Source organism: Halorubrum sp. AJ67, assembly GCF_000513435.1.
Window position 1 is genome coordinate 141,165 of the sequence record NZ_CBVY010000005.1, and the last position, 26,369, is coordinate 167,533.

The 26,369-nt window shown below is 61.8% G+C and carries 27 protein-coding genes and 1 pseudogene; 18 read left to right on the top strand and 10 right to left on the bottom strand.

The window, feature by feature from the left end:
- Window positions 1-69 precede the first annotated feature (69 nt).
- Window positions 70-684, top strand: a complete 615-nt coding sequence (locus BN903_RS17310; RefSeq protein WP_048077023.1) for a hypothetical protein — start codon at window positions 70-72, stop codon at window positions 682-684.
- Here the strand turns inward: BN903_RS17310 and BN903_RS06845 are convergent.
- A complete protein-coding gene (locus tag BN903_RS06845) occupies window positions 644-1,897 on the bottom strand; it encodes an RNA-guided endonuclease TnpB family protein (RefSeq protein ID WP_048077024.1) in 1,254 nt (417 codons plus the stop codon). The genes BN903_RS17310 and BN903_RS06845 overlap by 41 nt on opposite strands.
- Before the next feature lie 120 nt (window positions 1,898-2,017).
- Window positions 2,018-2,152, bottom strand: coding sequence for a hypothetical protein (locus BN903_RS18310; RefSeq protein WP_255331278.1), 135 nt, complete (start codon window positions 2,150-2,152; stop codon window positions 2,018-2,020).
- A gap of 358 nt (window positions 2,153-2,510) precedes the next feature.
- Here BN903_RS18310 and BN903_RS18580 point away from each other — a divergent pair.
- From BN903_RS18580 to BN903_RS06870, 5 genes and pseudogenes are all read left to right on the top strand, one after another.
- Window positions 2,511-3,044 (top strand): annotated as a pseudogene (locus tag BN903_RS18580) (glycosyltransferase); the annotation flags it as partial.
- Window positions 3,045-3,110: 66 nt separating this feature from the next.
- On the top strand, window positions 3,111-3,725 hold the full coding sequence (locus tag BN903_RS15700; protein WP_048077025.1) for a hypothetical protein: 615 nt from the start codon (window positions 3,111-3,113) through the stop codon (window positions 3,723-3,725).
- Entirely contained in the window at window positions 3,726-4,169 is a 444-nt protein-coding gene (locus tag BN903_RS06860) for a hypothetical protein (RefSeq protein WP_048077026.1), read from the top strand. It begins immediately after the preceding gene.
- Between the two features lie 43 nt (window positions 4,170-4,212).
- On the top strand, window positions 4,213-4,422 hold the full coding sequence (locus BN903_RS06865) for a hypothetical protein (protein WP_048077027.1): 210 nt from the start codon (window positions 4,213-4,215) through the stop codon (window positions 4,420-4,422).
- 75 nt (window positions 4,423-4,497) lie between these two features.
- Window positions 4,498-4,842, top strand: coding sequence for a helix-turn-helix domain-containing protein (locus BN903_RS06870; protein ID WP_048077028.1), 345 nt, complete (start codon window positions 4,498-4,500; stop codon window positions 4,840-4,842).
- A gap of 133 nt (window positions 4,843-4,975) precedes the next feature.
- Here BN903_RS06870 and BN903_RS06875 read toward each other — a convergent pair whose 3' ends face one another.
- Together BN903_RS06875 and BN903_RS06880 are read right to left on the bottom strand one after the other, a co-directional pair.
- Window positions 4,976-5,413, bottom strand: a complete 438-nt coding sequence (locus BN903_RS06875; protein ID WP_048077029.1) for a hypothetical protein — start codon at window positions 5,411-5,413, stop codon at window positions 4,976-4,978.
- Window positions 5,406-5,981: a hypothetical protein gene (locus BN903_RS06880; RefSeq protein WP_048077099.1), complete on the bottom strand. Its 576-nt coding sequence runs from the start codon at window positions 5,979-5,981 to the stop codon at window positions 5,406-5,408. The genes BN903_RS06875 and BN903_RS06880 overlap by 8 nt, the downstream gene beginning before the upstream one ends.
- A gap of 190 nt (window positions 5,982-6,171) precedes the next feature.
- On the opposite strand from BN903_RS06880, the gene BN903_RS15705 reads away from it, so the two are divergent.
- From BN903_RS15705 to BN903_RS16580, 3 genes are all read left to right on the top strand, one after another.
- On the top strand, window positions 6,172-6,402 hold the full coding sequence (locus BN903_RS15705; protein ID WP_321163489.1) for a glycosyltransferase: 231 nt from the start codon (window positions 6,172-6,174) through the stop codon (window positions 6,400-6,402).
- Between the two features lie 133 nt (window positions 6,403-6,535).
- Window positions 6,536-6,685: a hypothetical protein gene (locus BN903_RS16575; protein ID WP_154018072.1), complete on the top strand. Its 150-nt coding sequence runs from the start codon at window positions 6,536-6,538 to the stop codon at window positions 6,683-6,685.
- Between the two features lie 225 nt (window positions 6,686-6,910).
- The gene (locus BN903_RS16580) at window positions 6,911-7,186 is read left to right on the top strand and encodes a hypothetical protein (protein ID WP_154018073.1); all 276 of its coding nucleotides are present in this window, start codon (window positions 6,911-6,913) and stop codon (window positions 7,184-7,186) included.
- A 53-nt stretch (window positions 7,187-7,239) separates the two neighbouring features.
- On the opposite strand, the gene BN903_RS06895 is transcribed toward BN903_RS16580, so the two are convergent.
- The 3 genes from BN903_RS06895 to BN903_RS15210 form a co-directional block, all read right to left on the bottom strand.
- Window positions 7,240-7,443, bottom strand: coding sequence for a hypothetical protein (locus BN903_RS06895; RefSeq protein WP_048077032.1), 204 nt, complete (start codon window positions 7,441-7,443; stop codon window positions 7,240-7,242).
- A 120-nt stretch (window positions 7,444-7,563) separates the two neighbouring features.
- The gene (locus BN903_RS06900) at window positions 7,564-8,979 is read right to left on the bottom strand and encodes a hypothetical protein (protein ID WP_048077033.1); all 1,416 of its coding nucleotides are present in this window, start codon (window positions 8,977-8,979) and stop codon (window positions 7,564-7,566) included.
- A gap of 264 nt (window positions 8,980-9,243) precedes the next feature.
- Window positions 9,244-10,074, bottom strand: a complete 831-nt coding sequence (locus BN903_RS15210; RefSeq protein ID WP_052334935.1) for a hypothetical protein — start codon at window positions 10,072-10,074, stop codon at window positions 9,244-9,246.
- Between the two features lie 314 nt (window positions 10,075-10,388).
- Between BN903_RS15210 and BN903_RS06910 the strand changes: the two genes are divergently transcribed.
- The 3 genes from BN903_RS06910 to BN903_RS06920 all read left to right on the top strand — a co-directional run bounded on the left by BN903_RS06910 (window position 10,389) and on the right by BN903_RS06920 (window position 13,211).
- The gene (locus BN903_RS06910) at window positions 10,389-10,697 is read left to right on the top strand and encodes a DUF6516 family protein (RefSeq protein ID WP_048077034.1); all 309 of its coding nucleotides are present in this window, start codon (window positions 10,389-10,391) and stop codon (window positions 10,695-10,697) included.
- The gene (locus BN903_RS06915; RefSeq protein WP_048077035.1) at window positions 10,678-11,145 is read left to right on the top strand and encodes a hypothetical protein; all 468 of its coding nucleotides are present in this window, start codon (window positions 10,678-10,680) and stop codon (window positions 11,143-11,145) included. The genes BN903_RS06910 and BN903_RS06915 overlap by 20 nt, the downstream gene beginning before the upstream one ends.
- Window positions 11,146-12,014: 869 nt before the next feature.
- Window positions 12,015-13,211 carry a Cdc6/Cdc18 family protein gene (locus tag BN903_RS06920; RefSeq protein WP_048077036.1) on the top strand — a complete coding sequence of 399 codons (1,197 nt, stop codon included), beginning with the start codon at window positions 12,015-12,017 and terminating at the stop codon, window positions 13,209-13,211.
- A gap of 255 nt (window positions 13,212-13,466) precedes the next feature.
- On the opposite strand, the gene BN903_RS06925 is transcribed toward BN903_RS06920, so the two are convergent.
- Window positions 13,467-14,540 (bottom strand): RNA ligase family protein, encoded by a 1,074-nt coding sequence (locus BN903_RS06925; protein WP_048077037.1) that lies wholly within the window; start codon window positions 14,538-14,540, stop codon window positions 13,467-13,469.
- A 1,139-nt stretch (window positions 14,541-15,679) separates the two neighbouring features.
- Here BN903_RS06925 and BN903_RS06930 point away from each other — a divergent pair.
- Window positions 15,680-17,011, top strand: a complete 1,332-nt coding sequence (locus BN903_RS06930) for a hypothetical protein (protein ID WP_048077038.1) — start codon at window positions 15,680-15,682, stop codon at window positions 17,009-17,011.
- 42 nt (window positions 17,012-17,053) lie between these two features.
- On the opposite strand, the gene BN903_RS06935 is transcribed toward BN903_RS06930, so the two are convergent.
- Together BN903_RS06935 and BN903_RS06940 are read right to left on the bottom strand one after the other, a co-directional pair.
- Window positions 17,054-17,551, bottom strand: a complete 498-nt coding sequence (locus BN903_RS06935; RefSeq protein WP_228841048.1) for a hypothetical protein — start codon at window positions 17,549-17,551, stop codon at window positions 17,054-17,056.
- Between the two features lie 130 nt (window positions 17,552-17,681).
- Window positions 17,682-21,227: an ATP-binding protein gene (locus tag BN903_RS06940; protein ID WP_048077040.1), complete on the bottom strand. Its 3,546-nt coding sequence runs from the start codon at window positions 21,225-21,227 to the stop codon at window positions 17,682-17,684.
- A 157-nt stretch (window positions 21,228-21,384) separates the two neighbouring features.
- Between BN903_RS06940 and BN903_RS06945 the strand changes: the two genes are divergently transcribed.
- From BN903_RS06945 to BN903_RS06960, 5 genes are all read left to right on the top strand, one after another.
- On the top strand, window positions 21,385-22,323 hold the full coding sequence (locus BN903_RS06945; protein ID WP_048077041.1) for a hypothetical protein: 939 nt from the start codon (window positions 21,385-21,387) through the stop codon (window positions 22,321-22,323).
- 60 nt (window positions 22,324-22,383) lie between these two features.
- Complete coding sequence (locus BN903_RS06950; protein ID WP_048077042.1) at window positions 22,384-22,986, top strand: hypothetical protein; 603 nt, start codon at window positions 22,384-22,386, stop codon at window positions 22,984-22,986.
- On the top strand, window positions 22,964-23,242 hold the full coding sequence (locus tag BN903_RS15710) for a hypothetical protein (protein WP_079890603.1): 279 nt from the start codon (window positions 22,964-22,966) through the stop codon (window positions 23,240-23,242). Before BN903_RS06950 ends, BN903_RS15710 begins: the two co-directional genes overlap by 23 nt.
- Before the next feature lie 105 nt (window positions 23,243-23,347).
- A complete protein-coding gene (locus BN903_RS06955) occupies window positions 23,348-25,018 on the top strand; it encodes an ATP-binding protein (RefSeq protein ID WP_228841049.1) in 1,671 nt (556 codons plus the stop codon).
- A gap of 583 nt (window positions 25,019-25,601) precedes the next feature.
- Entirely contained in the window at window positions 25,602-26,180 is a 579-nt protein-coding gene (locus BN903_RS06960; protein ID WP_048077043.1) for a hypothetical protein, read from the top strand.
- Window positions 26,181-26,369 lie beyond the last annotated feature (189 nt).

The window sequence follows — 26,369 nt, forward strand, 5'->3', positions numbered from 1 at the left end:
ACGGACCCGAGCAGTCCACGATGAGCGTTACCAGAGAAATTAATTAGCACCGAAGGTACCCATCCATGTATGGCTCCCGCAATCGCTCACTTTCTCCTTGGCGCAGCGGTGCTTCTCGTTTTCGCCTCGCCGATCCTCCTCCGGTATGAAATCAATCGTATCGATGCTGTGTGGCTGATTCCGATCGGCGGCGTGTGGGGGATTGCTCCGGATTTTCACAATATTGCGCCCGTTTTTGTCGACGGGTTGTACGCACTCCATGGAAGCCCGTGGATGGATCTCTTTGGAATCCACTACACGCTCGATCGCACAGCGATCCGAGCGCGCTACTATGGGAGTGTCTTTAGCTCGATTGCGATCTTTATCGGTGCCGTCGCTGGGTACTGGGCGATAAGTCGATCCGAGACTCGCAACGCGGTTGTGAACACTGCCATCGGGCGAGGATCGGTGGTAGCGCTCGCAACGGCAATCGCAACACCGTTTGCGACAGTCGCGTTCGGGATCGCTGTGAGTGTCCAACAGGGGTTTCCAGTAGCTGCTGGGCTGCTCGGATCTGAAAGTGTTCTGCTCGGCGGACTGGGTGTCGGGACTGTTGGTCTCGCTATTGGGCCGCTCTTTGCGGGTGGGCGTCAACTACCCCACCCTAAGCGCCTTCGGCGCTTTGAGGGTGGGGCTTGTCCGTGAACTCGGCCTCGAACCCATCAGGGTAGGCGGTAAATCCGCCCTTCGGTGTCACCATTCCAGACTTGAGGGCGAGCTGACTGTCGCCCGTCCGCCGAGACGACTGTTGGCCTCGACGGACATACCGCATCCCAATGTTCTTCGCCGCGTTGTAATCCGCGTTCGCTTCTGATCCGCACTTCACGCACCGGAAGTCGTTACGAGACCGACGATTCTCCTCTACCGTGAATCCGCACTCGGAACACCGCTGTGACGTGTACGCCGAACCGACTTGCTTCACCGAAATCCCGACTGATTCGGCTTTGTACTCGACGTATTCGTAGAGTGTTCGGAACGCCCACTTATGACCCCACGACGCGCCGGTTCGCTCGCGGATGTCAGTTAGGTTCTCGAACGCGATGACGTCACAGTCGTAGCGGAGTGCCTCGTCTATCAGCGCGTTCGATGCCCGGTGGAGCACGTCGCGGACGTGACGAAGTTCCCGGCCACTCGACTGTCCGAGCGTCCGGTGTGCGCTTCGCGTCCCGGTCTGTTGTAACCCGGCGCGTACCTTCTCGAACTCGCGGAGGTCATGGGTTAGCTCCCGCCCGCTGAAGAAGTAGGCGGTACTGGTGACGGCGAGGTTTTCGATACCGAGGTCAACCCCGAGAACCGTTCCGTCCTCGGCGGTGTTACGCTCGGTGTCATTCTTGTGCCGGCGGAAGCCGATATGTAAGAAGAACTCTCCGTCACGGGCGGTGAGCGTACTTTCCGTAACGCTCCACTCGTCCGAATCGAGATACTGACGCTGGTAGCCATCGTCGGCGTCGGGAAGGTCAAGCGGGCACCGAACCCGACTCTCCGTAGTGGCAAGCGAGACGGTATCGTCATCGAACACTGTCATCGTCCGTGTATCGTATTTTATGGTCGGCGCGGTGAACGTCGGCTTGCTGACTTTCTTGCCTTGCGACCGGCGTTCGATACAGCCGGTGATGGCTTGTGCGGCTTGGTGGGTAGCGAGAATCGCGTGCTGACTACCGAGATCGGTGTCTTCACGCACAGAGTCGTAGGCGAGGGATTGTACGTCACTTTTGGCGTTACAATGTCCCCACGCAAGGTTTGTGGCGATTTGACAGCCTCGTTTCCACTCGGTGATTGTATCTTCAAGCAACTCACGTTGCTCGCCGTCTACCGAGAGGCGGGTGATCGCCGTCCGACGCACGTACTCGTCTGCCACGTCTTCAATGTAAACATGAGGCTATTTATAGGTTAGTGTGTGATCGATACGAACGCGCTCCTCCCCTCCCTACTCGTTCGCTTCGCTCACTCGTTGAGGAAGGGGACTCTGCGCTACCGTTCAGTTGAATTGGGGCTCGATCCCGAACAGTGGAAGCGTGGCTGGATCGCTGTGGCTGGGAGCGCCGGAATCGGCTGTCTTCTCTGGGGGGTCGGCAGTGTTGGACTTCGACTCGTCTCGAGTGGGAGCGTCCACGGTGTCTCTCTCGGAGCGCTGGCAGCAGTGGGTGTCTATAGTGGTATCTTTGGACTGTATTATCGCATAATCCGAACGCTATTTGCCGGAACGCAAGCGGAAACGGACTGTGTCGACGCTCGCACGTAGACCGGAACTCTCGCCGTAGATCGACGGGCGGAACAGGTCGAGTATCTCGGGTCCGTTCGGAAATCAGAGAGTCCGTGATGTTGAGACGGGCCACGTTTCGAATCACGGGGCTTCGAGCCGGTTCACAACACTCTGGTGAACTGTCTCGGGGTCTCCCCGCACCATTCGGCTTGTGAGAGTCTCTAGACGGAACAAGCCGAATGTGTAGGTAGCCATCGACGGCGACGGGGGGGACGACGTGTGCTTCGCCGGCCGCCTGATCGCGCACACGAACGTCGATCGCCTCTTGGAGGCGTTCGACCGGGTGGCCGCCGACACCGACGCCACCCTCGGGATCGTCGGCGACGGGCCGGAGCGCGACGCGCTGAAAGCCCAAGCGGACGCGCTCACCCACGCCGACCGCGTCGAGTTCCTCGGCTTCCTCGACGACTACGAAGACGTCTGCGGCCACATGCGGGCCGCCGACGTGTTCGCGTCGCCGTCGACCAGAGAAGGGTTCTAGATTACGTTCATCGAGGCGATGGCCGCGGACTGTACGGTGATCGCGGCCGATCATCCGGACGCCGCGGCAGACGAGGTGATCGCCGACGCCGGCTTTTGTGTCGAGCCCACGGTCGACGCGATCACAGAAATACTCGCCGCCGCCCTGGACGGGACGCGCCCACCGACGGCACCCGTCGACCGCGCCCAGCAGTACGACTGGGACGCGATCGCCGAGCAGGCAGAACGGACCTATCGAGCCGCAATCAACGACACCTGGTGACGACTCCACCCAACTATCGTTTTTTCCAGCAAAGCTATTTTCACACATCGCCACGTACGCACCATCATGACCACTAGCGATCCCCCGGAGAACCTCTGGGAGGGCGACGTGAATGAGGCTGTCGTCGAGCAGTGGACCGACGACACGACGGCGTTCGACCGCGTTCGGCAGGCCGTTGATGTCACGACTGAGCCGCAATCGGCCGCGGCGATCGCCGATCGCGCCCGCGTCAGCCCGCCGACGGCGCGCAAGTATCTCTCGACGATGGCTGCGGACGGGCGTGTCAAACGTATCAACACCGACACGGGCAGCCAGTATATGCGCGCCCCTCAGATGCTCGCGATGCGTCGTATCGCCGCGATTCACCGCGAACACACGAAAGCCGAGATCCGCAGCTCGATCAAGGAGCTTCAAGAAGAGCGCGCGAGCATCAAGGAGACCCACGATGTCGGAACGATCGACGAACTCACCCTCGCGCTCGACGCCGGCGATGACGGCTGGGAGGATGTCGCGCGCTGGCGCCAGATCGAGCAGAACCTCGAGATCGCACAGGCTGCGCTCGCGCTCTACGGGTTCGACCCCGACGATAGCCACGCTGCCGCAGTATCCACCGCCGAGTCCACAACCGAGCGCCGAGAGCGTGGTGCATTCGGCGACGACACCTCACGCTCCACCGCGTAGATGGACGAAGACATCGAGGGAGATGTCGGATCGCTCGACATCGCAGCCCTCGAAGAGATCCGAGCAGAGTTCCTCGCACTCGATGGGCTCGTCGATCATACCGGCTTCGACAGCCTGCTCGACCCAACCGAACTACAAATTTACGTCGACGACGGCATCGCTGACGCAACGTGGTGTCGGTTCGACATTCGCTGGTATCAGACGGGGTACTACAGCGTCCACCACACAGACGAGAACGGAGTCAACTTCCGGTTTGACCATCACCCGAAACCCGACGCTCCGGATCGACATTTCCACCACCCGCCCGACGCTGATCGCGTAACGGCATCATGTATCGATGTGACAGAACCGAGACTCGTGGCTCGAGCTGTCCACCAACTCTGGCGACGCGTCTACGAAACCGGAGAGACTGCCTCCCTCAACACGGCCGAGAACCCACCTTAATCGAGAACGGGGACCGGTTGACAAATCGGTAACGAATCATTCTGTGGTTCGATCCGCGGCAGACGAGGTGATCGCCGACGCCGGCTTTTGCGTCGAACCCGCGGTCGACGCGATCACAGAAATACTCGGTGCCGCCTTAGACGGCACGCGTCCGCCGACGGATCCCGTCGAGCACGCGCGGCAGTACGACTGGGACGCGATCGCCGAGCAGGCCGAGGCCACCTACCAACGCGCGATCGACGGCACCTGGTGATCGGTGGCTACCGCAGAACCGCATGCGGTCCGGTAGTACCATTACAGCTATACAACCGATTACGTACGTCAAGTCATGCCCATCGACATCGATCGGTTCGAAGAGGGACCGACCGAGGAGCTCCGAGCCGGCGGTCGGACGAACGGGGAACGGATACTCGGTTTTCTCGCGTCGTCGCCTGATCAGGCGTACACACCGAAGGAGATCCACGAGGCCACCGACATCGCACGCGGGAGTGTCGGCGTCGTCCTCTCACGGCTTGAAGACCGTGGACTGGTTCGTCATCGGGGCGACTACTGGGCGATCGCCGACGATCAGGCGGTCGAAAAGACCATCACCGCAATGGCGACCGCGCGGGCAGCCACGGAGCGGCTGGGTCCGGAGGATCCCGACGACTGGGGCCCAGGCATGAGTCAGTAACCCACAACTGAAGTCGTGGGTTACTAACACCGCGTTTAATCGTACAGAGACGACTCGGTCCGATTCTAGCCCCGGTTACAAATCCAGGACTTTCCTCGCTCGGGATACCTCCGCGTTCACGCGGAGGGGAATGTCAATCGTCCCAGAACGCTTCGATGCGGTCGTCGAGTCGAGTGAGTACTGTTGCCAGTACATCACGCCAGTCCTCAGGGTACTCTTCGTCCGTTCCGGGTGTCGATGCGTCCGGTGGCGGGTGAAAGTGTTCTCGGGTATTATGATCGTTTGGGTGGCTGTCCCAGTGACACTCCCACGCGTTGCCGGTCCGGTATTGCTCGGAATAGTGAACGCTGAAGTCGTCGGTTTCGAACCATCGGATTCGAAGAGACGCACGCGTGACGCCGTTCGGGAAGTAGCCGAGATCGTAGTCTGCGATGACTGCATTTGGCGCGTATACAGGTCGTGTTTCGATGTTGTTGAAGCGATTACTCCGAGAGAGGTGTGTCGCGATCCGATCGAGCAGTTCTGAATCAATGGGACCGCGATCAGGTGGGTCGGTCACGTCGTCAGGCATCGACGTGGCCGGGCGTCCGACGAGAGACCGGGTCGGTTCGGCGTGCTGTATCGAGGAGTGCTGCTCGCCGTTCAAGCGTCTCCCACTCGGAAAGCGCTTCCCAAGCTGCTTCCGTAGATAGATCCTGTTCCCGAGTGGCGTTGACGAGGGAGACCTCGTCTGGGTGCTGTGCGTCGAACTGTGTCCTGTAGGCGTCGATTGCTTCGAGAGTGGCTGCGAGTGCGTCGACGATCTCCTGGTCGGAGTAGTCTTCCCGGATCTTGTTGCGACGCCGCCACTGGAAGTACGCATCATTGCGCTTGTAGCGAACCGGGTGACCGTCGTGCCGGTGTACCAGTCCCATCTCGTGGAACCAGCCGAGGTAGTCCCGGGCTGTCTCGGTGTCGCAGTCAGCTCGGTCAGCAATTGTCGAGACCTTTGTTGGCGTGCGAAGTCCGATGACACTGTCGAGAAGTCGTTCTCGGATCGGCCCGCTTTTGAGCAGCGAGTCCGGTGTGTCCAACTCGTCGAGATCAGGTGGTGACTCGTCGTCGGTGTATGCCTCGCCGGGGATGTCTGTGAGATCCATCTGTTGTGCCACCGTACTGTATCTACGTGTTCTACCGATATATATCTATGTCTCGCTGAATTATTTCTGCTTTGAACAATCCGAACGTGTAGAGAGGTGCCGGCGGCGGCCACACCGGCGATGGGTGTGTATCGCGGAGTAGCTGATCGAACACACGAACGTCGAGTCCCTCGTGGAAGCGTTCGACCGAGTGGCCGCCGACACTGATGGCACCCTCGGGATCGTCGGCGACGGGCCGGAGCGCGACGCGCTGGAAGCCCAAGCGGACGCGCTCACCCACGCCGATCGCATCGACTTCTTGGGCGTTCTCGACGATGACGCGGACGTGTGCGGCCACATGCGGGCCGCCGACGTCTTCTGTTCACCGAACACGCGCGAGGGCTTCAGGATCAGGTCAGCGAGGCGATGGAGGGCGACGTGAGAACGGTGCTGGCGTTGTTCGTCAGGTGAGAGAGTCTCTGGCAGTTCTCGGAGTAGACGACCGGCTCGAAGTAATGAGTGCCTACCCGCGTAATTCGGATGTTTACAATGAAGATAGAGATACTCACTCTCGTATGGCGATCCCCTCAGTGTGTCCCGAGTGCGAGAACCCGGTCGATGTCGTTTCGATCCCACCGAACAAGAACGACTCTCAGGGATGGCAGACGGCGATCGAGTGCGACACGTGCGACGACCGCATGTTCACCCGGGAACTCGATGAGTAGACGCCGAGTCCGTGGGCAAGCGATCTTCCATTGTTACTGACAACAGCTATTCGTCCGGACCAGGCACGGACTCCGCTATCGTGCCGAACGGCTGATAAAGCGACAGAGATGGCTGATCTCAGCTCTGCGGATCCGCGACGAACTCGGACGGTTCTCTCTCGTTCAGTCGGTCGATCCGGCCGGCGACCGGAGGTGGAGACAGCGAGTCATCGACATCCGAATGGCGTGAACCGAGGACGGCTCTCGAAAAACGCCGTGTTCAAGATCCTCCTTGAGGACCGACCAGTAACCGGTCCCGTCGAACGCGCCCAGCGATACGACTGGGACGCTTCGCCGTACAGAGCCGACGGAACGTCAACGAGACGGGGGGTGAAAGACAAGCGCATCAACCATCATCAAGAGACACACAACCGATGCGATCCCGATTGCCAGCAGCTGCGTATTAAGGACGACAACACCAACGCCGTACGTGGTGGCAAACGCCAGTGGAAGCCCACCTAAGACGAGATCGGCACGGGTGACGGTGTTCTCAGGTAACAACTGGACTCTATCGCTCATTGCTGGGTCCCCGTCGAGTGCGATGAGTTGGAGACCGCTCTGATGCGCCCACCCCCCAGACGCGTGTCGACCACACCCGGTGTGTTCACCTCGATATGCTCGGGTGGGTCTGTGAGTGCGGGACGCAGCTCGATTGTGGAGATCACCCCGGTCCCCCCAGCAAACGTGGACTGGAGAATGCGCACAGCGGTATCGATCATTGGGATGACACGATGTCGCCAGCCAAATAAAGCTAATTACATGTAATTATAATACTATCCCGCACGGCTCCGGTCTCCAGTGACCACTCGCCAACTGACGTGTGAGATGCGAATGTGCGACTAGCTCGTCGTCGTCGAGGGCTCTGCTGAGTCGGTGCCGTCGGACGCGTCGATGAGGCGACGAATCACGTCCTGTTCGTCTGGTGCGGTGCTCCCCCCGGTGATACGCCCCGTGACGAGGTCGATCAGCCCACAGCGTTTCAGCAGCGTCCGCGTCTCCCGATCGTCGAGCCCGAGGTGTTGCCGCACTTCGTACACCGTCCGCGAGTCGGCGACGGCAGCGACGAGCTGGTCGGGCTCGACGTCGGCCGGAAGGTTGAGCGGCCCTGTCCGGTCGCGAATATCGGCGACCGTGAGCGGCTCGCCCAACTCGTTGCCGGCCGATCCAGCAGGCTCCGCGCGGCTGTGATCCGGTGACGCGTCAGCCGCCGAGCTGTTGGCAGCTGTCGCCTCGGTGGCCGTCGCTTCCTGCTCGTCGGGAGACGCGTCCTCTGTGGCGGTGGCTGCCGCCCCGGCCGGCGTGTCGGCGCTGTCGGCCGTCGAAGCGCCCGCCGCCTCGGTTGCCGGATCGGACTCGGTGTCGACATCCCTCGCGCGGGCCGCAGTAGCGGTGCCGCTCGCTGCTGTGTCGTCGCCGTCATCGTGCGTGGAGTCAGCAATCCCGCGTGGTGACGGTTCGTGGAGCCCGTACTCGATCATGTAGTTCCGGACCGTCTGCGGGGTCACGTCAGCGCCGAGCGCCTCGGTCATCTCCGTGAACGTCGCGTCCGGGTCGTACACCGCTGCGAGCTGATCGGGGTCACGATGGACGGGACCGTCGGCCGTGACCTCGGTGTCGGCGTCACCACCGTCACTCACAGCAGTCGCGTCTGTCCCGGTCGCCTCGCCGACGGAATCCGCTGTCTCGCCCGGTGTCGGCTCGTTCGGTGCTCCCGACGCAGTCTCGGTCCCGCGCTCGGCCTCGCCGCTGGCCGGCGGGGCGGTAGCAGACCCCGATCCGGATGGTGACGGGGCGTCCTCGGCGGTGGCTCGATCGCTGGCCTGGGCTCCGGCACCGTCCGTCTCCGTCGCTGGCGTGTCGACGGCGGCCGCGTGATCGGGCGATGGTGCGTCAGTGCTGTCGCGTGACGGAGCCGGGTCGTCGCTGGCGTCTGCGTTGTCGTCGGTGGGCTGGCCGGCCGTAACACTCTCCGTGGGTTCGGTCTCCGCGTCGCGATCGGTCTCGGACGCGTCCGTGGTAGCGTCCCCAACCGCAGCGGTGAGCTCTAAGGTGTCTCCGACGAGCCGTGCGTCGTCGATGCGGAGTGCCGTCTCATCGAGTGCTGCCGTGCCACCGAGCGCAATCTCGACGGTGACTGTGCTCTCGGTCGCCGGTGCCACCGACACGTCAAGATCTGTAACAGCGTGGCCAGCAGCCTCGAGGCCACTGACGAGCGTGGTCACCCGCTCAAGTTCACCGCGAGCACTTTCGGTCATATGATGGCTTGTCAACAACTCCCATGATATAACTCTGTCTCACACGATTATTCATGGATATGGGCTTCGTGGGCGTAACGATGGAGACGCCGATCATCTCCAGATTCGACGGTGGGTCATCGGCTTCTCCACGACATCGCTGACCTCTCCGTACTGGTTCGTCTCACATCTCCTGTCCCCAACCCTCGACCCAGTCGACCACCTCGACGAGACCACGGCATCCGCTGATCGGTGGTTCTCTCGTGTGGGCGCACGATGAGTCGCTCACCCGACAGTCAGCTGACCGGTCCCGGCCGCGTCGAACGCCCCGTAGACGAGCGCATACGTCACCCCGAACACCACCCCGTGGACCACGAGCCCACCGAGAGCTACCGGCCGCACAAACGGGATCGACAGCGCGTCATCGAGGACCCAGCGAGTCCACAGCGGGAGTCCGACGAGGACGGTGCCCACCCACACGATAACGCCGATGCCCGCCCCGATCACGCCGGCGACACCCGGTGTCGACCGCGCGTGTCGCGGCATGACCGTCACGAATCCGACCGCGTACACGAGCCCCGCAAGGAACCCCGCCGCGAGCACGACCAAGCCGCCGATCGCGACGCGGTCGGTACCGACGAGGCTCGCGACCGTGCCGAACGCCCACTGGACGCTGACGACGGCTGTCAACGCGAGCGTCGCGTACCCGGCCGCGAGTACGCTCGCCCCGCCGACAATCGCCATCCGCTCGCGCCGCGTGTCTGCGATCGACTGCCACGGCCGTTCCCGAGCCACGAGTGTGATCACCGCGAGTACGCCCACAAACCCGGCGATCGCGAGAAAAATGCTCGCATGAGCCCGGTGACGCACGGCCAGCGTGTCGAGCGGGTAGTGAAACGCACACAATGACACCCACGGTGAGCCGTGGATCGCGTACAGCTCCGTCGCGAAGACGGGGGCGACGTGATGGACATCTGGGAGGATTCCCCAGATGCCGCCGATCGGAATCAACCATGTGATCACGAGGGGATCAGTGTCGGACCGAATGATGAACGGGACCGCTGCCAGCAAGCAGAGGGACGCACCGACGAGAAAATGCGTGATCGCGGGGGCCATACACCTGTGTCGACGTGTGCGCGGCAAAACGATATCGCTCGGCGCAGCGTCGACTCCCCGAATGAATGATGTAGACACGCAGCACTACCCGGCCGACAGTCGAGAGGACGCACTGAGGTGGGAGTCGTATCGCTACTGGGACGAACCGCCCGAAGTCTCTTTTTGTCGTGACCGATGAGAAGTCGGGAGCTTCCGCCTCGCCCCGCTATGACGCCGAGAACTCTCATTTTACGCAGGGTCGCTCAGATGTTACAGTGTTCAATTTTAACAGTAGTTTTACCACTGTTGGGGTCGATACACAACATAGGAGATCGATGCCAGCAACGGTCGTCTACCGGGGAGAAAACGAGAAACCAGACGGGAGTCGGTACGAAATGATCGCGTGGCAGGTCCCGGTGACCGAGGACTTCCCGCAGGGGCTGAAGTACAGCTTCCAGTACATGGACGCTGACGGCGACACACTCCTGCGGTACGACAACTCGCCGTACCACCTGGACATCGGCCGGCATCATCGACACCCACCCGACGGCGAAATCACGAAACTGGAGTTCGAGGGTCTCTCCGACCTGATCAACGAGTTCCAAACTGAGGTACACGAAATCTATGAGCAACGAACCCACTGACACCGAACCCACACACGACGAGTTCACGCCCGACCCGGACGAGATCGAGTACCCGTCGACCCTTCGTATCACGTCGCTCCCAGCACAGCAGGCCCAGGCGGCGGCTATCGAGCGCGCCGAACGGTGGGAGGACGGCGAGGAAGTGCCACACGTCGTCAACTTCGAGGACCGAGCGCGACTCCGGCAGTTGCTCACCGACCGGCGAATGGAACTGCTTGAGGCGGTGATGGATACTCCCCCTGCGAGTATCCGTGCACTGGCCGACCGCCTTGACCGCGATGTCCACGACGTCCACGACGATCTGTACCTCCTGGCTGAGTACGACATCATCCACTTCGAGGAGGCGGGCCGCGCGAAGAAGCCGTACGTCCCCTACGACACGGTCCGGCTTGAGGTTGAGTTCGGTCTGCCGCGCGACGATGGATCAGAGTCAGCCGCGTCGGTATGAACGGTGGCTACTCACCTGCCACTCAGTAGAATCGGCTAGAACGGGATTTTACCGACAAGCTTGCCCTTTAGGGCGGAGAAGGTGACCCTTCACGCGAACGAGGAGGGGATCAATCGTGGCCGTCACAAGACGGTTCGTCCGCCCACGCATTCCCTGTTTTTGTGCGCCAACAGCGAAGCCAGTAGGGTGAGGGTAGTTTCCGGAGTCTTGGGGCTCTCGTTCAACCCGGAACACGTCGTTATCTATCAGCAGCATGACCGCACTATACAGCCGCAAGACGGTGGTGAAGGCCCCAATCTGGTCGGTAATCACGACGACACTTGGAGGTGTATCACGATAGGACCGTGATCAAGTCCCACTTCAGTTCTGTCGTTCGTCCGAATTAAGTGACGAGAGAATGGGTATGACGAGTCGGCAGGTTATCCGCTCCGCGGCATCAGTGCCGACGAAACACCGTCTATCTGAGCTGGGAATGACTGTTCAGAAGCTTCGCGTTTGACAGGCAGCGATCCTGTCTCCCTACCCTACCATGTCGAGTGTTCCAGCGACGGTCTCGCACTCACTTCTAATGATATGGGATCGATGGCACACACCCCGTACCGAGTGAAGACGGGGCCAATCAAGCTCGATGAGGCCAATTCGTCGACGCCGACACCCACACCCGATACCGAGTGAAATTAGCTCCCGATATGAACGGTCCGTCCGTGACCGGCTGTGGATACTATCACTCGGTTTTGAGTGTGCGATACGCCACAAATAACTATTTAATAAAGATTAGAAAGGCACAAATGGATTTCTGAACCGATTATAATAAAACTCACTCGGTATGAGGTCGGTGGATATATACCAGATGTCGTTGACACACCATTATGACGGAACGCGGCGATATCTTCGAAACGGGGGAGATATTCAGAGAGCGAGAGCTGGTTCGGGTCGGCCACGTCCCCGATCTCGATCGTGTCGTCGGTCGCGACGAAGAGATTGAGTCGATAGGAAGCACACTCGCCCCCGCAATACGCGGCGGACCACCCGAGACAACGATCGTCTACGGAAAGACCGGGACCGGAAAATCACTCGTTACGAGGTGTGTCGCCAGGGAGGCGACGCGTCGCGCGACGGCGAACGGGAACACCTTCGCGTACGCCTATATTGACTGCTCGGACTACGGAACCGAAGCGCAGGCGAGCCGGCAGATGGCGCGTGAACTTCACGAGCGGCTCGGGGACGCCGTCGACGATCGCTCGATCCCCCGGCGCGGTATTGGGGCCGCGGACTACCGTGACATTACCTGGGAGCTACTCACGGAGGGCGACGTTGATTCGTTCGTGGTGGTCCTCGACGAAATCGACAAGCTCGATGGCGACGCGCTTCTACGGAGCCTCTCGCGCGCACAGGAGAGCGGGAAGGCGGACACATTCGTCGGGGCGATCTGTATCAGCAACAAGATCGAGTACCGCGAACAACTCGGCGAACGCGTCGATTCCTCGCTTCAAGACAACGAACTCGTCTTCGATCCCTACGACGCCACACAGATCGAGGCGATTCTCACCCGTCGCCGGGACGCGTTCGCGGAGGGCGTCCTCAACGACGGTGTCATCCCGAAGACCGCAGCGCTCGCCGCCCGCGAACACGGTGACGCCCGAAAGGCGATCGATATGCTGTACGAAGCGGGACGACTGGCCGAACAGGAACAAGCCGATTACGTTACGGAAGCCCACGTCGACGAGGCTGTCGACCGTGCCGAAATAAATCGGTTCCAGAAACTCGTGAGCGGACAGACGCCACACGTGAAACACATTCTCCGGGCGCTCGCACTTCTCACCGAGCAGACCGATACACGGACATTTCGCACCGCCGAAGTGTATGACGCGTATCAGAGGATCGCCGAGCAGGAGGGTACGACGCCGCTGAGCTACGATCGCGTTCAACGCCTCCTCAAGGAGCAGGCGTTTCTCGGCGTCACAGAGAGCAAACACACGGGTGGTGGCCACGGCGAGGGAAGCTACCGAGTCCACCGCCTGCTTCGATCGCCGGAGATCGTTACACGGGGGCTCGATGACCAGTAGCCGGTGACGAGTAACTGGTAACCTACCACCGGGTCCGATCACAGCGGTACAAGGGCGGAAGCCCACGACTTCAGTCGTGGGTAGCTGACCTGATACTCACTCGGTACGAGGGGTGTCTCCGCTCGACTGTCACTCCAATTCGACGCGGCTTTCTCCGACAAATGTACACTCGGTACGGGGGGTGTCTCGGTCTCAGAGGCGTCGATTAGTAGTGGTGAAATGGACACAGCAACCGTGTCTTAGACGAACGAATGCCTAGGAGAGGTGCTGCCAGATCGTCGTCGGGTCAGCGTCGTTCAATTCGGCGTTCGTCTCCATCTGTCGGAGTTCTGTGACACACCGCTTGGCGACGAGCGGGTAGACATCCGCAGGCGTGAACTCGAAGTCGAGTCGCATGATCTCCTGCCAGTGTTCGGCCCAGATATCCTCAACGACACGCGGATACAGATCCTCGACGAGGTGAACGCCGAACTCACGGTCCGCTTCGACGACGAGTGAACGCACCGTCTTGCGGATCCGGGCGGACGTACAATACATCGCAACGATCTGTTCAGCTCCCGTTTCCGCGTCATCCGGATCGTGACCGAACTGCTCGCGGTTCAATTCCTCGAACGCTTCGCGGACTACTTTCACACGGCGGTCGTAGTTGTCGCTGCGGACGACGACGCCCTCCGCACGGATATCGTCGGCAAGCGACGACCGCGGAACGGCGTAGTTGTCGGGATCGAACTCGCTCGTCTCAGCGATGATCGACGCGGGAACAAACGCCCGGTCATGCGACGTATCCTCAATCCGGATTCGCTCGAAGACGCGCCACGCCTTGTCGATCGAGAGGAATCCCTCGAACGTCTCGGCGTATGGGTTTCCGGGTGGCGTCATCGAATCGATGGCCGCGTAAGGAAGGACATCGAAGCCGACCAATGCGGGGAGATCGCGTTCTGTGTATCCGTAGTCCAGTGTCGAGTACACCAAGTTCTCCGCGTACACAATCAGGGGGCCGCCATGTTCATCGTGACATCGACGAAGGGCGTCCGAATCGATCCCGTCGCGAAGACAGCGGACGGCTCGGTGGAGTGCCCCGTCGATTTCCTCGAGATCGTCGCGATGACACCCCCTGATGGTGCGTCGCGTTCCGAAGACAAGACTTCCGTCTCCCTCGGCAGCGTTCACGACGGGATCGGGATACGATGACGCGTACCGCTCGTCATAGAGCGTGAAGCGGAATGAACTCCCGTCGAATTTCTCGAGGAGCACCACGTCGTCGGCGTCGAAAAACAATTCCGGGACGACAGGATGATCGTATCGTGGAATTTTCGGATAGACTTTCATCGGCTAGTGATTGGTGGTGGACAGGTCAGATACCGTCCTGTGTTGGCTGTTCAACTCTCTCTCGAGGTCGAATGGCATCGCCGACCGCCGTCCGAAACTCGTCGACCGGTGTGGTTCGGATACTCGAGGGCATCGGACCGTAGTCGTCCCATTCTGTAGTGTGACGGACGACTCTCGATCGGAGATGGCCGTCCTGTGAGTCCAGGTCATACGTTTCAAAGACATGGTGGACGCCGAGTACCAGTACTTCTCCGAGCTCCTCGTGTCGATAGATTGTGTCTTCTGTAAGCATCATTTGTGTTCGATACAGTCGTTCGAGCTATTTATTCAGTACAGTTGGTGAATGGGCTCCCAAGTAGATATTCTTAACCAACACCCTGGCGACGATGCGGGTTACGTTGGTTAATTTTGACGCCGTCGAGTCGAAAGAGGCCCCGGTGAACGATCTCCCGGCGGCCGCTGCCCCCACCGGATCATTTCGTGGTGTTTCAGACGCGAGTCCCACCGCAAGAGACGATGACCCAACGTGTGAAACACTGGGGGCGTCGCCCCCAACTCGAGTGAGCAAGCGACACAGAACTCATTCAACAGGACGCCGACGATCTCTAGTCTGGCCGGGATAGCGCGCCGCTGTGTCGCGCTTGGAACGTCGGCGGCGATCACGCACGGACCCCAGCACCTCGATCAGAAACATCTTCTCTCTCTGAGACGCTCAGACTGAACGACTCGATCAGCCCCGGAAACAGGGGGGTGATACGGCTGAACGAGATATACTTGCCACTTGAGAGATCGCGACCGGATCGCGGGGCCAGTGACACCGCGGCGACGGCGACGCCGATCGATCATGGCTGCCGTCCGGCGATCGGGCTGTCGATCGACCAACCACGAGCGCTAGTACCCGCGAGCGCTGCGCGGATACAGCGCTCGGCTGTGGTGACCCAGCTGTGTCACCCATTTCCCACGGAGTTATTGCGGATGGAATCCCGCATGAAACTCTCTGAAAGCGGGATCGAGCTGCGATCTCACGGGTGACCCTGGGCACCGTACCATCGGCATGTGCGACACCAGAGGCACAGGCCACGGGCACCACAGGTGGCGTCATCTATTTGCCCGATCCGTGTGATAATCTCTCACGAACGATGGGTCTCCCACCGACCGCTGACACCCTCCCGGACGCGCTGGTCGACCGCGACCAGTGGGTGTGCTGGCGCACCCAACAGCGAGACGACAACAAGACGAAAGTCCCGATCATTCCCGAAACCACGCAGTTTGCGTCGACGACCGATCCGGACACGTGGCGGACGTTCCAGACGGCCCGCGAGGCGGTGACGACGACCCCCGCCGAGGGACTCGGCTTTGTGTTCACCACTGACGATCCCCTCATCGGCGTTGATCTGGACGACTGTCGCGATCCCGACACCGGCGAACCGGCCACGTGGGCCAGTCAGATCATTACCCAGCTCGACTCCTACACAGAGGTGAGCCCCTCTGGGACCGGCTACCACGTCCTCATCACGGGGACACTACCTGATGGACGGAATCGCGCCGGCGATCTGGAGCTGTACGACCGATCGCGGTTTTTCACCGTGACCGGCGCACACGTCGATGACACGCCCACAACGGTGGCCGACCGAACGGAGGCAGTCGAATCGGTACACACTCAGGAGGTGGCGTCGGAGACAGCCAGTTCGAATCCGACAGCGACGACGGAGCAGTCGGCCAGTGACGACCACGTAGCAAGCGACCCTCCGACAGCGTCAGGACCGGCCGCCCTCGACGATGAGACGCTCCTCGATCGGGCACGCAACGCCGCCAACGGCGCGAAGTTCAGCCGCCTGTGGGGCGGCGACACCAGCGGCTACGAGAGCCACTCGGAGGCCGATATGGCGTTGTGTCGGCTGCTCGCCTTTTGGACCGGGTGTGATCACAACCGTATCGACCGGCTGTTTCGCCGGTCCGGACTCGCTCGTGACAAGTGGGACGAGGTGCATTACGCTGATGGCACCACGTACGGTGACAAGACCGTCGAGCGGGCGATCGCCCGCACAGATGACGTGTACACCCCACCTGAGGCGACGGACTCAGCATCCACATCAGCGGGCGAGTCGGACAGCCCTGCGGCTGGTGGTGGTGGTACGACATGGACAGCCACAGCTAACACCGACCCCACATTACAGGCGTCGACGACACACGCCGACTCGTCTCCACCCACTCCCGCCGCCTCCCCATCGAACGCCGACACCACGGCGGAATCGTCTTCGGGGACGACTACAACAGCTACCGCCTCACAAACACCTCACCCACAGGATACAACCGATCAGCTCGCCCGAATCGACGAACTGACTGCGCGGGTTGAAACGCTGATGAAGGAAAACGAGGAGCTCCGGGCAGATCTGGCGGCAGAACGTACGCGGCGAAAAGAGCTTGAACGCGAACTCGACACTGAGCGTGCCAGCTGGTGGCCGCTGTAGCACATCGATCTCCCCACTGAGTCGTGCCGTATTATGCTCTATTCACCGATTCCAATCGAGAACCTGCCACATCGCCACGAAGAGGTTGCCAGTAAAGTGTAACCCAACCATGATCTCCCAGTGGCCGACAAGCCACACGCCCGCACTGAGCCAGCCGGTTGTGACGAGCAACGTGATCCCACGCCCCGTGCCATGTAGGAATGCCCACGCGATAGTGCCACCGATGACCGGCCAGAACGGTTCTCCCCCGAGCGCGATTGCGCCGACATATGGTACCCCACGAAATACCCCTTCCTCGGTCAGGACTCCGATACCGGTCACCACGACGAGTTGTAGATAGATCGCGGCTCCACGGAGGGGTCGTGGCCACCGCTGATCGGCCGTCAACTGGGCTCCCGGTAGCGTGCGGATGACCACAGCTACCGGCGCATACGTGCGTAGCACGCGCCGAGTGCGCAACGAAATCGGCGGTGTATGTACCCATTCCTGATGGATAAGATGGCTGAGCAGTTTCTGGAGCCCGAGATCAGCAAAACTCAACAGCAGATACAGCCCCGCAAGTGGAACAATGGCTCCAGTTGTCATCCAGTGGAAGATCCGGCTGATGAGGGCGGCTACTTCCTGCATATGTGTGATCAATTAGCGATTGGCTCTGGTGTAGTGTCACCCATTAGTCGCTGGTGTTGAGATGCGTATCTCGCACCGACTGGAACGTGTACACGTCGGTGAGCCCCGGCTGGTCGATCGTGAACACAGCTGGGCGCGTCTGCTTGCCGTACGTCTTCTCGACGCGAGGGGTACCGTTTGGGGGCGTGTTGAGCGCCTCGATCACCGCGTGGGCGGCCTCCCGATTTTTGACGATCCAGATGGCCGCATCCGGGGCTTCGGCGGCCAGCTTGTCGTAATCGTCGGGGATCGCCCGACTCGCATCGTGGTTGATGCGTTCGGCTTCGAACGCGGCGACGACGTCACCAGTGTCATCGACGGCGGCCGCATCGAGCCGCCCCTCACTACCCTCGTAGTACCGCTTGACGGTTGTCGCCGGCGAGGTGGGGTCGTCAACGAACTCCTGGGCGAGCAACTGCGCGCCGACCTCGACCATCGCGACATGAAAGCTCGACTCGCTGAGATCGCCAGCGCCAGCCCCATGCGCCACGCCTTCGCGATGCCGCACGCCGATCGCATCGCGACCGTCGGGCGTCACCGTATACAGCGTGTGTGGATATCGACAGTCACGGCTGAGCAGCCCCGCCTCACGCAGCTCGTCGATCTCGTCGGCGTCGATCCCGACGTACTCGGCGAGCCGGCGCATACTGTCACGGGTGATGTCATACTCGATCTCCGGATCGTACTGCTGTTGGTGGGCCGAGTACACTGCTTGGAGAAAGCGGAGCCCCGCATCACTGATCGCGCTCTCTTGGCGTTCCGTATACGTGAGTTTCAGCGGTAGCTCACAGATCGGACAGTCGTCGCGGTCAATAGCCTCGAGATTGTGACAACAGCCGATTGCGGCCCGAATCCCGTCTGGAGTGGGATCATAGGGCGTCTCACACCCCACACAGACGAGGGCGTGTCGCTCGTCGACATACGACACTGACTCTGGCAGGCGATTGGTGTACGGCAGCGCTGAATCGATCCGGGACGCGGTGGGCTTCGTGGAGTCGGGCACTGTCTCGTCGCCGTTGTCTGTGGTCTCTGGGCCGGTCGTTGCGCGCGTTGTTGTCAGATCGAGACCGTACTCACGCCGGCTGCGCGCGACGAGCAGGTCGCGCTGGGCAGCGAACGTGGTTTCGCGGGCCGGTCGGAAGTCGTCGCGTTCGGGATGGCCGGCCGGCAACGGCGCACTCCCGACGAGAAACGGCGGCGATGGCGTCTCCGCAAACGGCGCGGGCAGCCGCACCAACCACTCGCCACGGCCGAGCGCGCGCAGCCGATTCCCAATCTCGGCGGGAGGATGATCGGCTGTCGCGAGGCGTTTCGTTAAGACATCATCGACGGGGACACTTCCCGTGACAACTGTTGAGACGTTGTTGATCAGTTCGATGTACGCGGCCTCATCGCGCACCCGCAACTGCCCAGGGAACTGGGTGGCTAACGTCACGCTACAGCCAAAGGATCGGGTCTGTGAAAGCAGCTCATCGAGCACCCCAGAGCTGACCAGCTGAGCAGCCTCTTCGAGATACAGGTTGACAAGCGGGCGCGCGTCGGGATCCGTCGTGTGGGCGCGCCGCTGGAGCGCGGTCCATAGCTTTGAGAGGACTGTTCGGGTGAGCGCCTCCTGGCTGGCGGCGCGGAGCCCACCCGTGTCAAGGATGACGACCGCGTCCTCATCAATCACCTCACGAAGATCGAAGTGGGGGTCATCGTCGTCGGGCACGTGGTTGAACAGCTGGCCCAGCCGGTCGTCAAGCGGGATCTTCTCGATCCGGTTGTGGACCCCTTGGAGCAGCTCATCGAACGTTTGTTGGCTGTTGGCCGCCACGTTGTATAGCATTGATTGGAGTTCATCATCCACCACCGAGGGCGGCTCACCCGTCTCGTGAAAGCGGGCGGCCGCCCGTTGGAGATCGCGGTGGGGGAACGCATCACGCCCGTGGACGGGATCGAACAGTGCCTTGACGAGCTGGCGGATGATGTCGGGCGAGCGGACGGCCTGGTGGAACTGCTCTGGCCCCATCACACCCGCCAGGATTTCGATGTAATGATCCGTGATATCCTCGACGGCCGTCGATCGGTCGATGCCAGCATCAAGTTGGTCGCGAATATCGAAAAACGAGATGGCGGGCAGCGTCTCCGCACAATCAAAGTAGTAGACGTTCTCAAGCGTGTCGTACGTGGCGTAATGGCCCCGCAGATACGCGGTCGCCAGGGTGTCGCCTTTCGGGGTGATGAGGATGTCAGCGCCGTCTGTGGCGGCGGTGTTGTCGAGCAGCCCTGTCAGCAGGCTGGTGGATTTCCCGGAGCCCGTCTTCCCGAACCACGCGACGTGGAGCGACTGGAGATCGGGGGGCACGGCCACCGGGTCGTCGGTGGGGGTGCCGTCCTGATCGAGTGGGTGACCGATAGTTAGTCCCGACTCACGGTAGCGTGTGAGGTGGCTGGTCGGTGGGGGTGGCAGCGCCGTTCGGTCGGCGGCGGTCGGATCGACGGTCCGGGCGGCCCCCATGGTGAGCGTGGGGCCATCAATCAGACAGAGTGCGGGCACCGTGGCGGCGTCCATCACGAGCCCGCGGCTCCGATTGGCCGTCCCCGGCAGCTTCGTGATCGCGGTTTCGTAGCTGGGCTCGTGGACCGTCCGGTCACGAATCGCGTCCACCACTGACGCCGCCTCTGTGTCCGTTGTGACCGTCCCGTCGATCCGGTAGTAGTCGTTGCCCACGCCTTCGAAGGCGGTGGCAAGCCGGCGTGCGAGTACCGATGCCTGTGGCCCAGCAATGACACAGCGGGCGCTCACCAGAAAGGCGTGTACAGGGTCGGCCGCGGTGATCGCCTCCTGGCGGCCGACGGTGGCAGCGTTGGTGTGTTCGCGGGTGGCAGTCTCGGACGCCTCATTTGCATACTCGGCGAACACGTCGCCAAACAGGTCATCAAAGGCCCGGCTGGCCGGCGTGTCGCGGCCTTCCTCGAGCCGCTGCTGGCGAAGCTCGGCATCGCCGCGCCAGTCGCGATACCGGCGACACACCACTTGGTAGGTGACGGCGGCGTCGGTGTCCGCGAGCGTCTCGGCGATCACCGCCAGCGGGAGGCGGGTATCGTCAGCGTCTTGAAACGCCGCAAGCGGTGTGAGCTGGGTTTGCCAGTCGTTGCGGCGCTCGGCGTCACCGATCCACTCGACGGCCGCAAGCTGAGTGTCTGACTCGTCAGTCGCCGGCTCAATCCCTGGCAGCGGCTCGGGTGTGGCCGGCGTGAGCTCATACGCGTTCGGACACGCGGTGCGGACCCCGCCTTGGAGCGTCTCTAGCGGCGCGTCGTCGACACCGGCATAGAGATTAAAATCGGCGTCAGCGCCGGCTGCGCGCTGTAACCGAAACTCGAAGGTTGGTGCGGGACTGCCGAAGAGCCGGTCGGTCCACCCCGTCGTGTCGGCCTCGACACTGTGGAGCCGACAGAAGCCTTGTTCGACTGCTGGCGCGGACAGCCCGGTGTCGGTCGGTTGGATGTGGAGGTGCGTGTGTTCGGAGGACTCGTCGGGTGGGGAGTCGGGCGTCTGCCCCATAGTATGTGTGGTAATACCATGTAGTATTAAGAAAGTTACTGCGCGTCACTGGTGAATCAAACGGCGGGAGGGTCTCACGTGGCCTGTGCTTGGTTGTTGGGGGTGGCTGGCCGGTGGGTCTCGCTGCCGGATTGTTGTGCTCCCGATGGGTGGGAGCATGGCTGAATCCCATTCGAGCGGGCGTGTCACCTTCGGTGACACTGACGCCCGTGCCGACCAGATGCACCAAGCGATTGATCAGTGGCTTGCCGAACTCGTCGAGGCTGTTGATACGGCACGCGCCAGCGAGCAGTTCCAACAGTGGCTCGACATCCAGCGGCGCTTCCATGAGTACTCGCATCGGAACACGCTGCTCATCGCACTCCAGTGTCCGGAGGCGACGAAGGTGGCGGGCTACCGGACGTGGCAAGATGAGTTCGATCGCCACGTGACCGACGGCGAATCCGCGATCTGGATCTGGGCCCCGATCATCACCAACCAGTGTCCAGAGTGTGGGGATGGGCCGACCTACCACGAGCGCAACGACTGCGACTACGACGAGACGCCACCCGACGAGTGGGACGAGGGTGTTGTCGGGTTCAAACCCGTCCCCGTGTTCGACGTCTCGCAGACCGAGGGGGAGCCGCTCCCCGAGCTCGACACGGCTGCTCGGGGCGACCCCGACGGACTGGTGACGGCGCTGCTTGAAGCGGCCGCCACCCTCGAACTATCAGTCGAGATCGTCGACAGCGACGCGTGGTCGTACGGTGACGCGGACGGGGTGTGTCGCCACGTCGACGGCGACCCCCATATTCAGGTGCGTGGTGACGACACGGCGGCCGTCGCGGGGACACTTCTCCATGAGTACGCGCACGCTCTGCTCCACGATCCAGCTGATACGGCCGGGCGGGAGGCGCGCGAACGCGAAGCCGAGGCGGTCGCATACGTTATCGGACGCCACTTCGATCTGGAGATGGACGGCTCAGCGCAGTATCTCGCCGCGTGGCACGACGATGACTCGGATCAGCTCTTCGAGCGCTGTGAGCGGATTCGGGAGACAAGTACAACTCTGATCGAGACGATTGCTGCCCAGGGCGGTTCCCCTGCCGATGGTTAGGCAACAGTCTCAGCCGCTGGCAGCCAGACAACTTATTCGCCCCCTCGTGAAGATGTATGTATGAGTGGTATCGAGCTTCGAGATGAGACGCTCTATGTAGAACGTGAACCGAACCAGCTAGACGAGCTGGCAATTGCGTTCTCACGAATTCTCGATCAGGTCGGGATCAAACACGTGTACATCGCTGGGTACGTGTCGATTCTCGCAGGGCGTGCACGCTCAACCGAGGACGTCGACGTGCTCATCGAACCAATCGACAACACAACGGCGGACAAGCTCGCGACGACACTCAGTACAGAGGGGTATTGGGGGCCGGCGATGCCGCTTACGTCGATGTACGAGATGCTCGAGAATGAGGATCCGATCTGGGTCGCGCCAACCGATCAGATCACCCCACATATCGAGGTTAAGACCGTCACTGATGAGTTTGATCAGGCATCTCTCTCCCACGCACTCTCCGCACAGATCGATGGTCAATCGATTCCGATCGGTCCGCTCGAACTCCAGATTGCGTACAAACTGTCGCTCGGCGCGCAGAAAGATATCGAAGACGCAGTCCATCTGTACACACTCTTCGAGGAAACACTTAGTGCGCCCCAGCTCGAAACGTGGGTGAGCCGACTCGATGTCGAAGCTGAATATGACCGACTCAAACACGCTTGAGAACCTCGATGCGAAGCACGATCGCAATCGTGAACAACGCATCGCGGCGATCAAACGCTGGGTGGCGTACATCCAAGCAGAGCCACCAGAGACGTGGGGGCCACAGCAGAACGCAGTAGTTAACGGTCAGATCAGTGCTGCCCAACACGTTGCGACCTCAGCTGCGCACCAGAAACACGTGTCTGATGTTGCCCAAGACATTCTTGCCATCCAAAACGACGGGAGCGACACAGCCGGATCGCAGGATGAGCGGTAAGCTGTCTTCGCATTCGTAGACTACGACCAGTTGTACGAAGTTCTCCCCTGACAGCCGGTAGCGTCGTCTGTAGCGGTTTGTGTGGTGCCCCGAGGAGTGGACACCATGTCCAAGCAGTCGTCGTCCCCGGACTCTTCCGGGACCGACCCGAGTGGTATCGAAGCCGTTGAGATGACCACGACCGATCAGGTCGCGCAGTATCTGATCGAAGACCAGATGGCCGATCTCACAGACGCCGTCCGTGAGGCCGTCCAAAATGGGGCTGATAGTCCGGGCGCAGAGCGCGTGCTCGTGAGCGTCACCCCCGACCAGACGGTCGTTTGTGACGATGGTGCGGGCGTCGATCTCGGTGGTGAGGCCGGCCGCCGTGACCTGTCGGTGCTCGGCGCTGGGACGAAAACGCGTGGTGATGATTCGACCCTCGGCGAGTGGGGGATCGGGACGGGCGCGATCATTGCGAAAGGAGCGGTCCGGATCTGGAGTGGCACCCACGCGCTGTGTTTCGATTACCAGGACGAACGCGACACCGGCCCGTTCGCGCAGGCAGCGGGGCGAGAGGGCGTCGTCATCGATACTGACCACGCGTTCGACGGCGTCTGTGTGACGATCGACCACTACGCGAGTGAGGTACCGGAGCCGGACAGCTATCGGTGGCACCGAATGTACGAACAGCTCCGCGAGCGATTCGGCTATCTCAGCTTCCGAACAGGCGTCGAGATTGTGGTGAACGGTGATGTCGTGGATCGCGGCCATCCGTTCGCCGCCGTCGACAATGCCCGCGTCGCGGTCACCCGCGAAACTGATGACGCGTACCTCGCGGTCACCAACACGCCCGAAGAGGGGCTCGCCGTCTACAGCAACGGGCTGTACGTCACCACCGATTACGACGCTGGGGTCGGTGGCGTCGTCGTCTCGAAGGGGAATCTCACGCTGAACTTCGCGCGGACGGCCGTCCAGTCAGGATGTGAGCGCTGGGACCGGATTCAAGAGACGCTCGCAGACACGCGCGTCGAGCTCTACGACCAGTTGAGCGATGACGCGCTCGACAGTCGGACCCGGTCGGTGATGGCCGAGCTGATCGCGACCGACGCCGACCGGCGTGAGCGGTGGCGCGACCGCCAGGTGTTCCAGCTTGTTACCGAGACGCCGGTGAGTCTCGCCCAGATTCAGGCCGCCCCACAGATTGCCTTCCAAGACGACGCCAGTCATAGCGCAGACGCACTCGTCGAGCGGGGCGCGATCGTCTTGGATACGAGCGATACGGCGACCGAGCAGCTCGCGCGAGTCGCGCGCGACGAGGAGAACCCGCTTGAACTCCCGGATACCTTCGCGGTCCAAGCGCGCGCCGAGGCGCTCGGCGTCTGGGAGGGGTACACGCGACTCGACGACAGCGAGCTGACGGCACGCCAAGAGCGGTATCTGTTGTTCGCGCGAGCGCTCGCCGACGCGATCGGCATCGATCGGCGGATCTACTGGGGGGAGGCGACGGCAGACGCCTGGACCGATGGGTACACGCGGATCGTGGTGACGGATTCGGCGGTAACGAGCCCGAAACGCGCCGTGTGGACCCACGACCTGTTTCTGGTGCTCTGTCATGAGGCGGCTCACGACCGCCCGGACAAACAGCGGACCGCCCACGGGCGGCGCTTCGAGAGCCGGTTCCGCAACCTCGTCGAGGATCCGAGCGTGCGCGACGCGTACTCCGACCTCGTGGGTGCGATCCACGAGCGGGGGCTTCGCGCCGTGTTCCGTGACCGCGGCGTGCGACTCGGGTAGCGGGGGTGTCTCGCGCCCGAGGGGTGCGCGCGATGTTCAAACTCGTATTGCTGATCGTTCAGAGTCGAATCGCCTCGCCACCGGATCACGCCACATGGGGATCGTGTTCGCATCCCCCAGCGGCACGTACCACGGACGCGACGCCGCGAGGAGAACTGGTCGCGTGTGACCGCTGCGGGCGTGTGGAGCCACCCACTCGCTGATGGCGACCTACGAGCGCTGTCCGCGGTGTGGCGACCGCGTGTCTATCGTCATCGTTCGCGGGCCCGATACGGCGGTCTGTCACCCATGTGGGCATCAGGTCCCGCCGCCACCCGTCGACTGAGGGACGGGTCCCAGTTCACCCGGCTGTGGGCGGTCGCGACACGAGGGAGCTGCGGATCGTGTACCTGCGGTGAGCGTGGGGCGCGCCACACAAGAGGAGATCAGTTCCTGCTGACAGCTGGTGTCTCACACCGGTGGCGGCCTCAACCACCACCAGCAGTCCGTCTGCGTGTGTGCTAGATGGCTCCCAGGCCCGCCTTGTGGGGGTGTTTATTTCTCGCCGCGATGGGTGCCGGCGAGTACCTGCCGGCGTGATTCGATGTCGACACGGTGTCAACTTCGGTTCGTCCGGACTCTCGATGCGGGCCGGACGGCCGATCCGACCGATCCAGTCGCACAGGTGTACACCCACTCCGATGGCTACCCGAGCGGCGTGCTCGGGCGGCTACGCGAGCTCAAACAACTACTGGAAGCGACCTCGAGTGTCCGTGGCCCGTCGTACGCGGCCGCTCAGTACGTCTTCCTCGAGAAGTTGGCGTCGCTGCCGCTGTATCTCGATCCCGACCGGGAGGCGGGCCAGCGGCTCGACGCACACTCGCCCGCCGACGTCTGTCAGCCCAGTCGGATGCAGCATCTCTCCCAACCGCTGTTTCTGCTCGGCCACGGGATCGAGGATCCCAGCAGTGGGATCCACGGCGACGAGGAGTACCTGTACATCGTCGCGATCCCATCGTACGACCTCGGGCAGGTCGAGCCGCCGACGTGGGAGGTGGCCGTCAGCAAGCAGTGTGGGTTCCCGCGGTGGGACGCCCAGACCGACGACGCGTTCAGCGAGGCGACGTGGCAGTTTGAAGGGTCGCTTACGGCTGCGCGAGGTGAATTCTGCGACGATCTGTGAGAGACAGCCGATTCGAACCGATCTTAACCAACAAGAAGCCAGTTTCTGGGGTACTGTTGGTTAAGACTACTGACGACACTCTGTTCCTCGTTTTCAGCCGTGTCTCTCTCGAGACCCTCGTGCGTTTTGCGTGAGTTAGGTGAGCCAGCACTCCATCGACTGGTGACCCTCCGTGACTGGTGAGTTGTG

Coding starts and splice junctions, on each gene's coding strand:
- BN903_RS06910 (WP_048077034.1), top strand. CDS start 10,389: ATGCCAGCAACGGTCGTCTACCGGGGAGAAAACGAGAAACCAGACGGG.
- BN903_RS06920 (WP_048077036.1), top strand. CDS start 12,015: ATGACGGAACGCGGCGATATCTTCGAAACGGGGGAGATATTCAGAGAG.
- BN903_RS06960 (WP_048077043.1), top strand. CDS start 25,602: ATGTCGACACGGTGTCAACTTCGGTTCGTCCGGACTCTCGATGCGGGC.
- BN903_RS06940 (WP_048077040.1), bottom strand. CDS start 21,227: ATGGGGCAGACGCCCGACTCCCCACCCGACGAGTCCTCCGAACACACG.
- BN903_RS06860 (WP_048077026.1), top strand. CDS start 3,726: ATGGACGAAGACATCGAGGGAGATGTCGGATCGCTCGACATCGCAGCC.
- BN903_RS06870 (WP_048077028.1), top strand. CDS start 4,498: ATGCCCATCGACATCGATCGGTTCGAAGAGGGACCGACCGAGGAGCTC.
- BN903_RS16575 (WP_154018072.1), top strand. CDS start 6,536: ATGGCGATCCCCTCAGTGTGTCCCGAGTGCGAGAACCCGGTCGATGTC.
- BN903_RS06880 (WP_048077099.1), bottom strand. CDS start 5,981: ATGGATCTCACAGACATCCCCGGCGAGGCATACACCGACGACGAGTCA.
- BN903_RS17310 (WP_048077023.1), top strand. CDS start 70: ATGGCTCCCGCAATCGCTCACTTTCTCCTTGGCGCAGCGGTGCTTCTC.
- BN903_RS06950 (WP_048077042.1), top strand. CDS start 22,384: ATGAGTGGTATCGAGCTTCGAGATGAGACGCTCTATGTAGAACGTGAA.
- BN903_RS06945 (WP_048077041.1), top strand. CDS start 21,385: ATGGCTGAATCCCATTCGAGCGGGCGTGTCACCTTCGGTGACACTGAC.
- BN903_RS15710 (WP_079890603.1), top strand. CDS start 22,964: ATGACCGACTCAAACACGCTTGAGAACCTCGATGCGAAGCACGATCGC.
- BN903_RS15700 (WP_048077025.1), top strand. CDS start 3,111: ATGACCACTAGCGATCCCCCGGAGAACCTCTGGGAGGGCGACGTGAAT.
- BN903_RS06930 (WP_048077038.1), top strand. CDS start 15,680: ATGGGTCTCCCACCGACCGCTGACACCCTCCCGGACGCGCTGGTCGAC.
- BN903_RS06875 (WP_048077029.1), bottom strand. CDS start 5,413: ATGCCTGACGACGTGACCGACCCACCTGATCGCGGTCCCATTGATTCA.
- BN903_RS06915 (WP_048077035.1), top strand. CDS start 10,678: ATGAGCAACGAACCCACTGACACCGAACCCACACACGACGAGTTCACG.
- BN903_RS06900 (WP_048077033.1), bottom strand. CDS start 8,979: ATGACCGAAAGTGCTCGCGGTGAACTTGAGCGGGTGACCACGCTCGTC.
- BN903_RS06925 (WP_048077037.1), bottom strand. CDS start 14,540: ATGAAAGTCTATCCGAAAATTCCACGATACGATCATCCTGTCGTCCCG.
- BN903_RS06955 (WP_228841049.1), top strand. CDS start 23,348: ATGTCCAAGCAGTCGTCGTCCCCGGACTCTTCCGGGACCGACCCGAGT.
- BN903_RS15210 (WP_052334935.1), bottom strand. CDS start 10,074: ATGGCCCCCGCGATCACGCATTTTCTCGTCGGTGCGTCCCTCTGCTTG.
- BN903_RS06895 (WP_048077032.1), bottom strand. CDS start 7,443: ATGATCGATACCGCTGTGCGCATTCTCCAGTCCACGTTTGCTGGGGGG.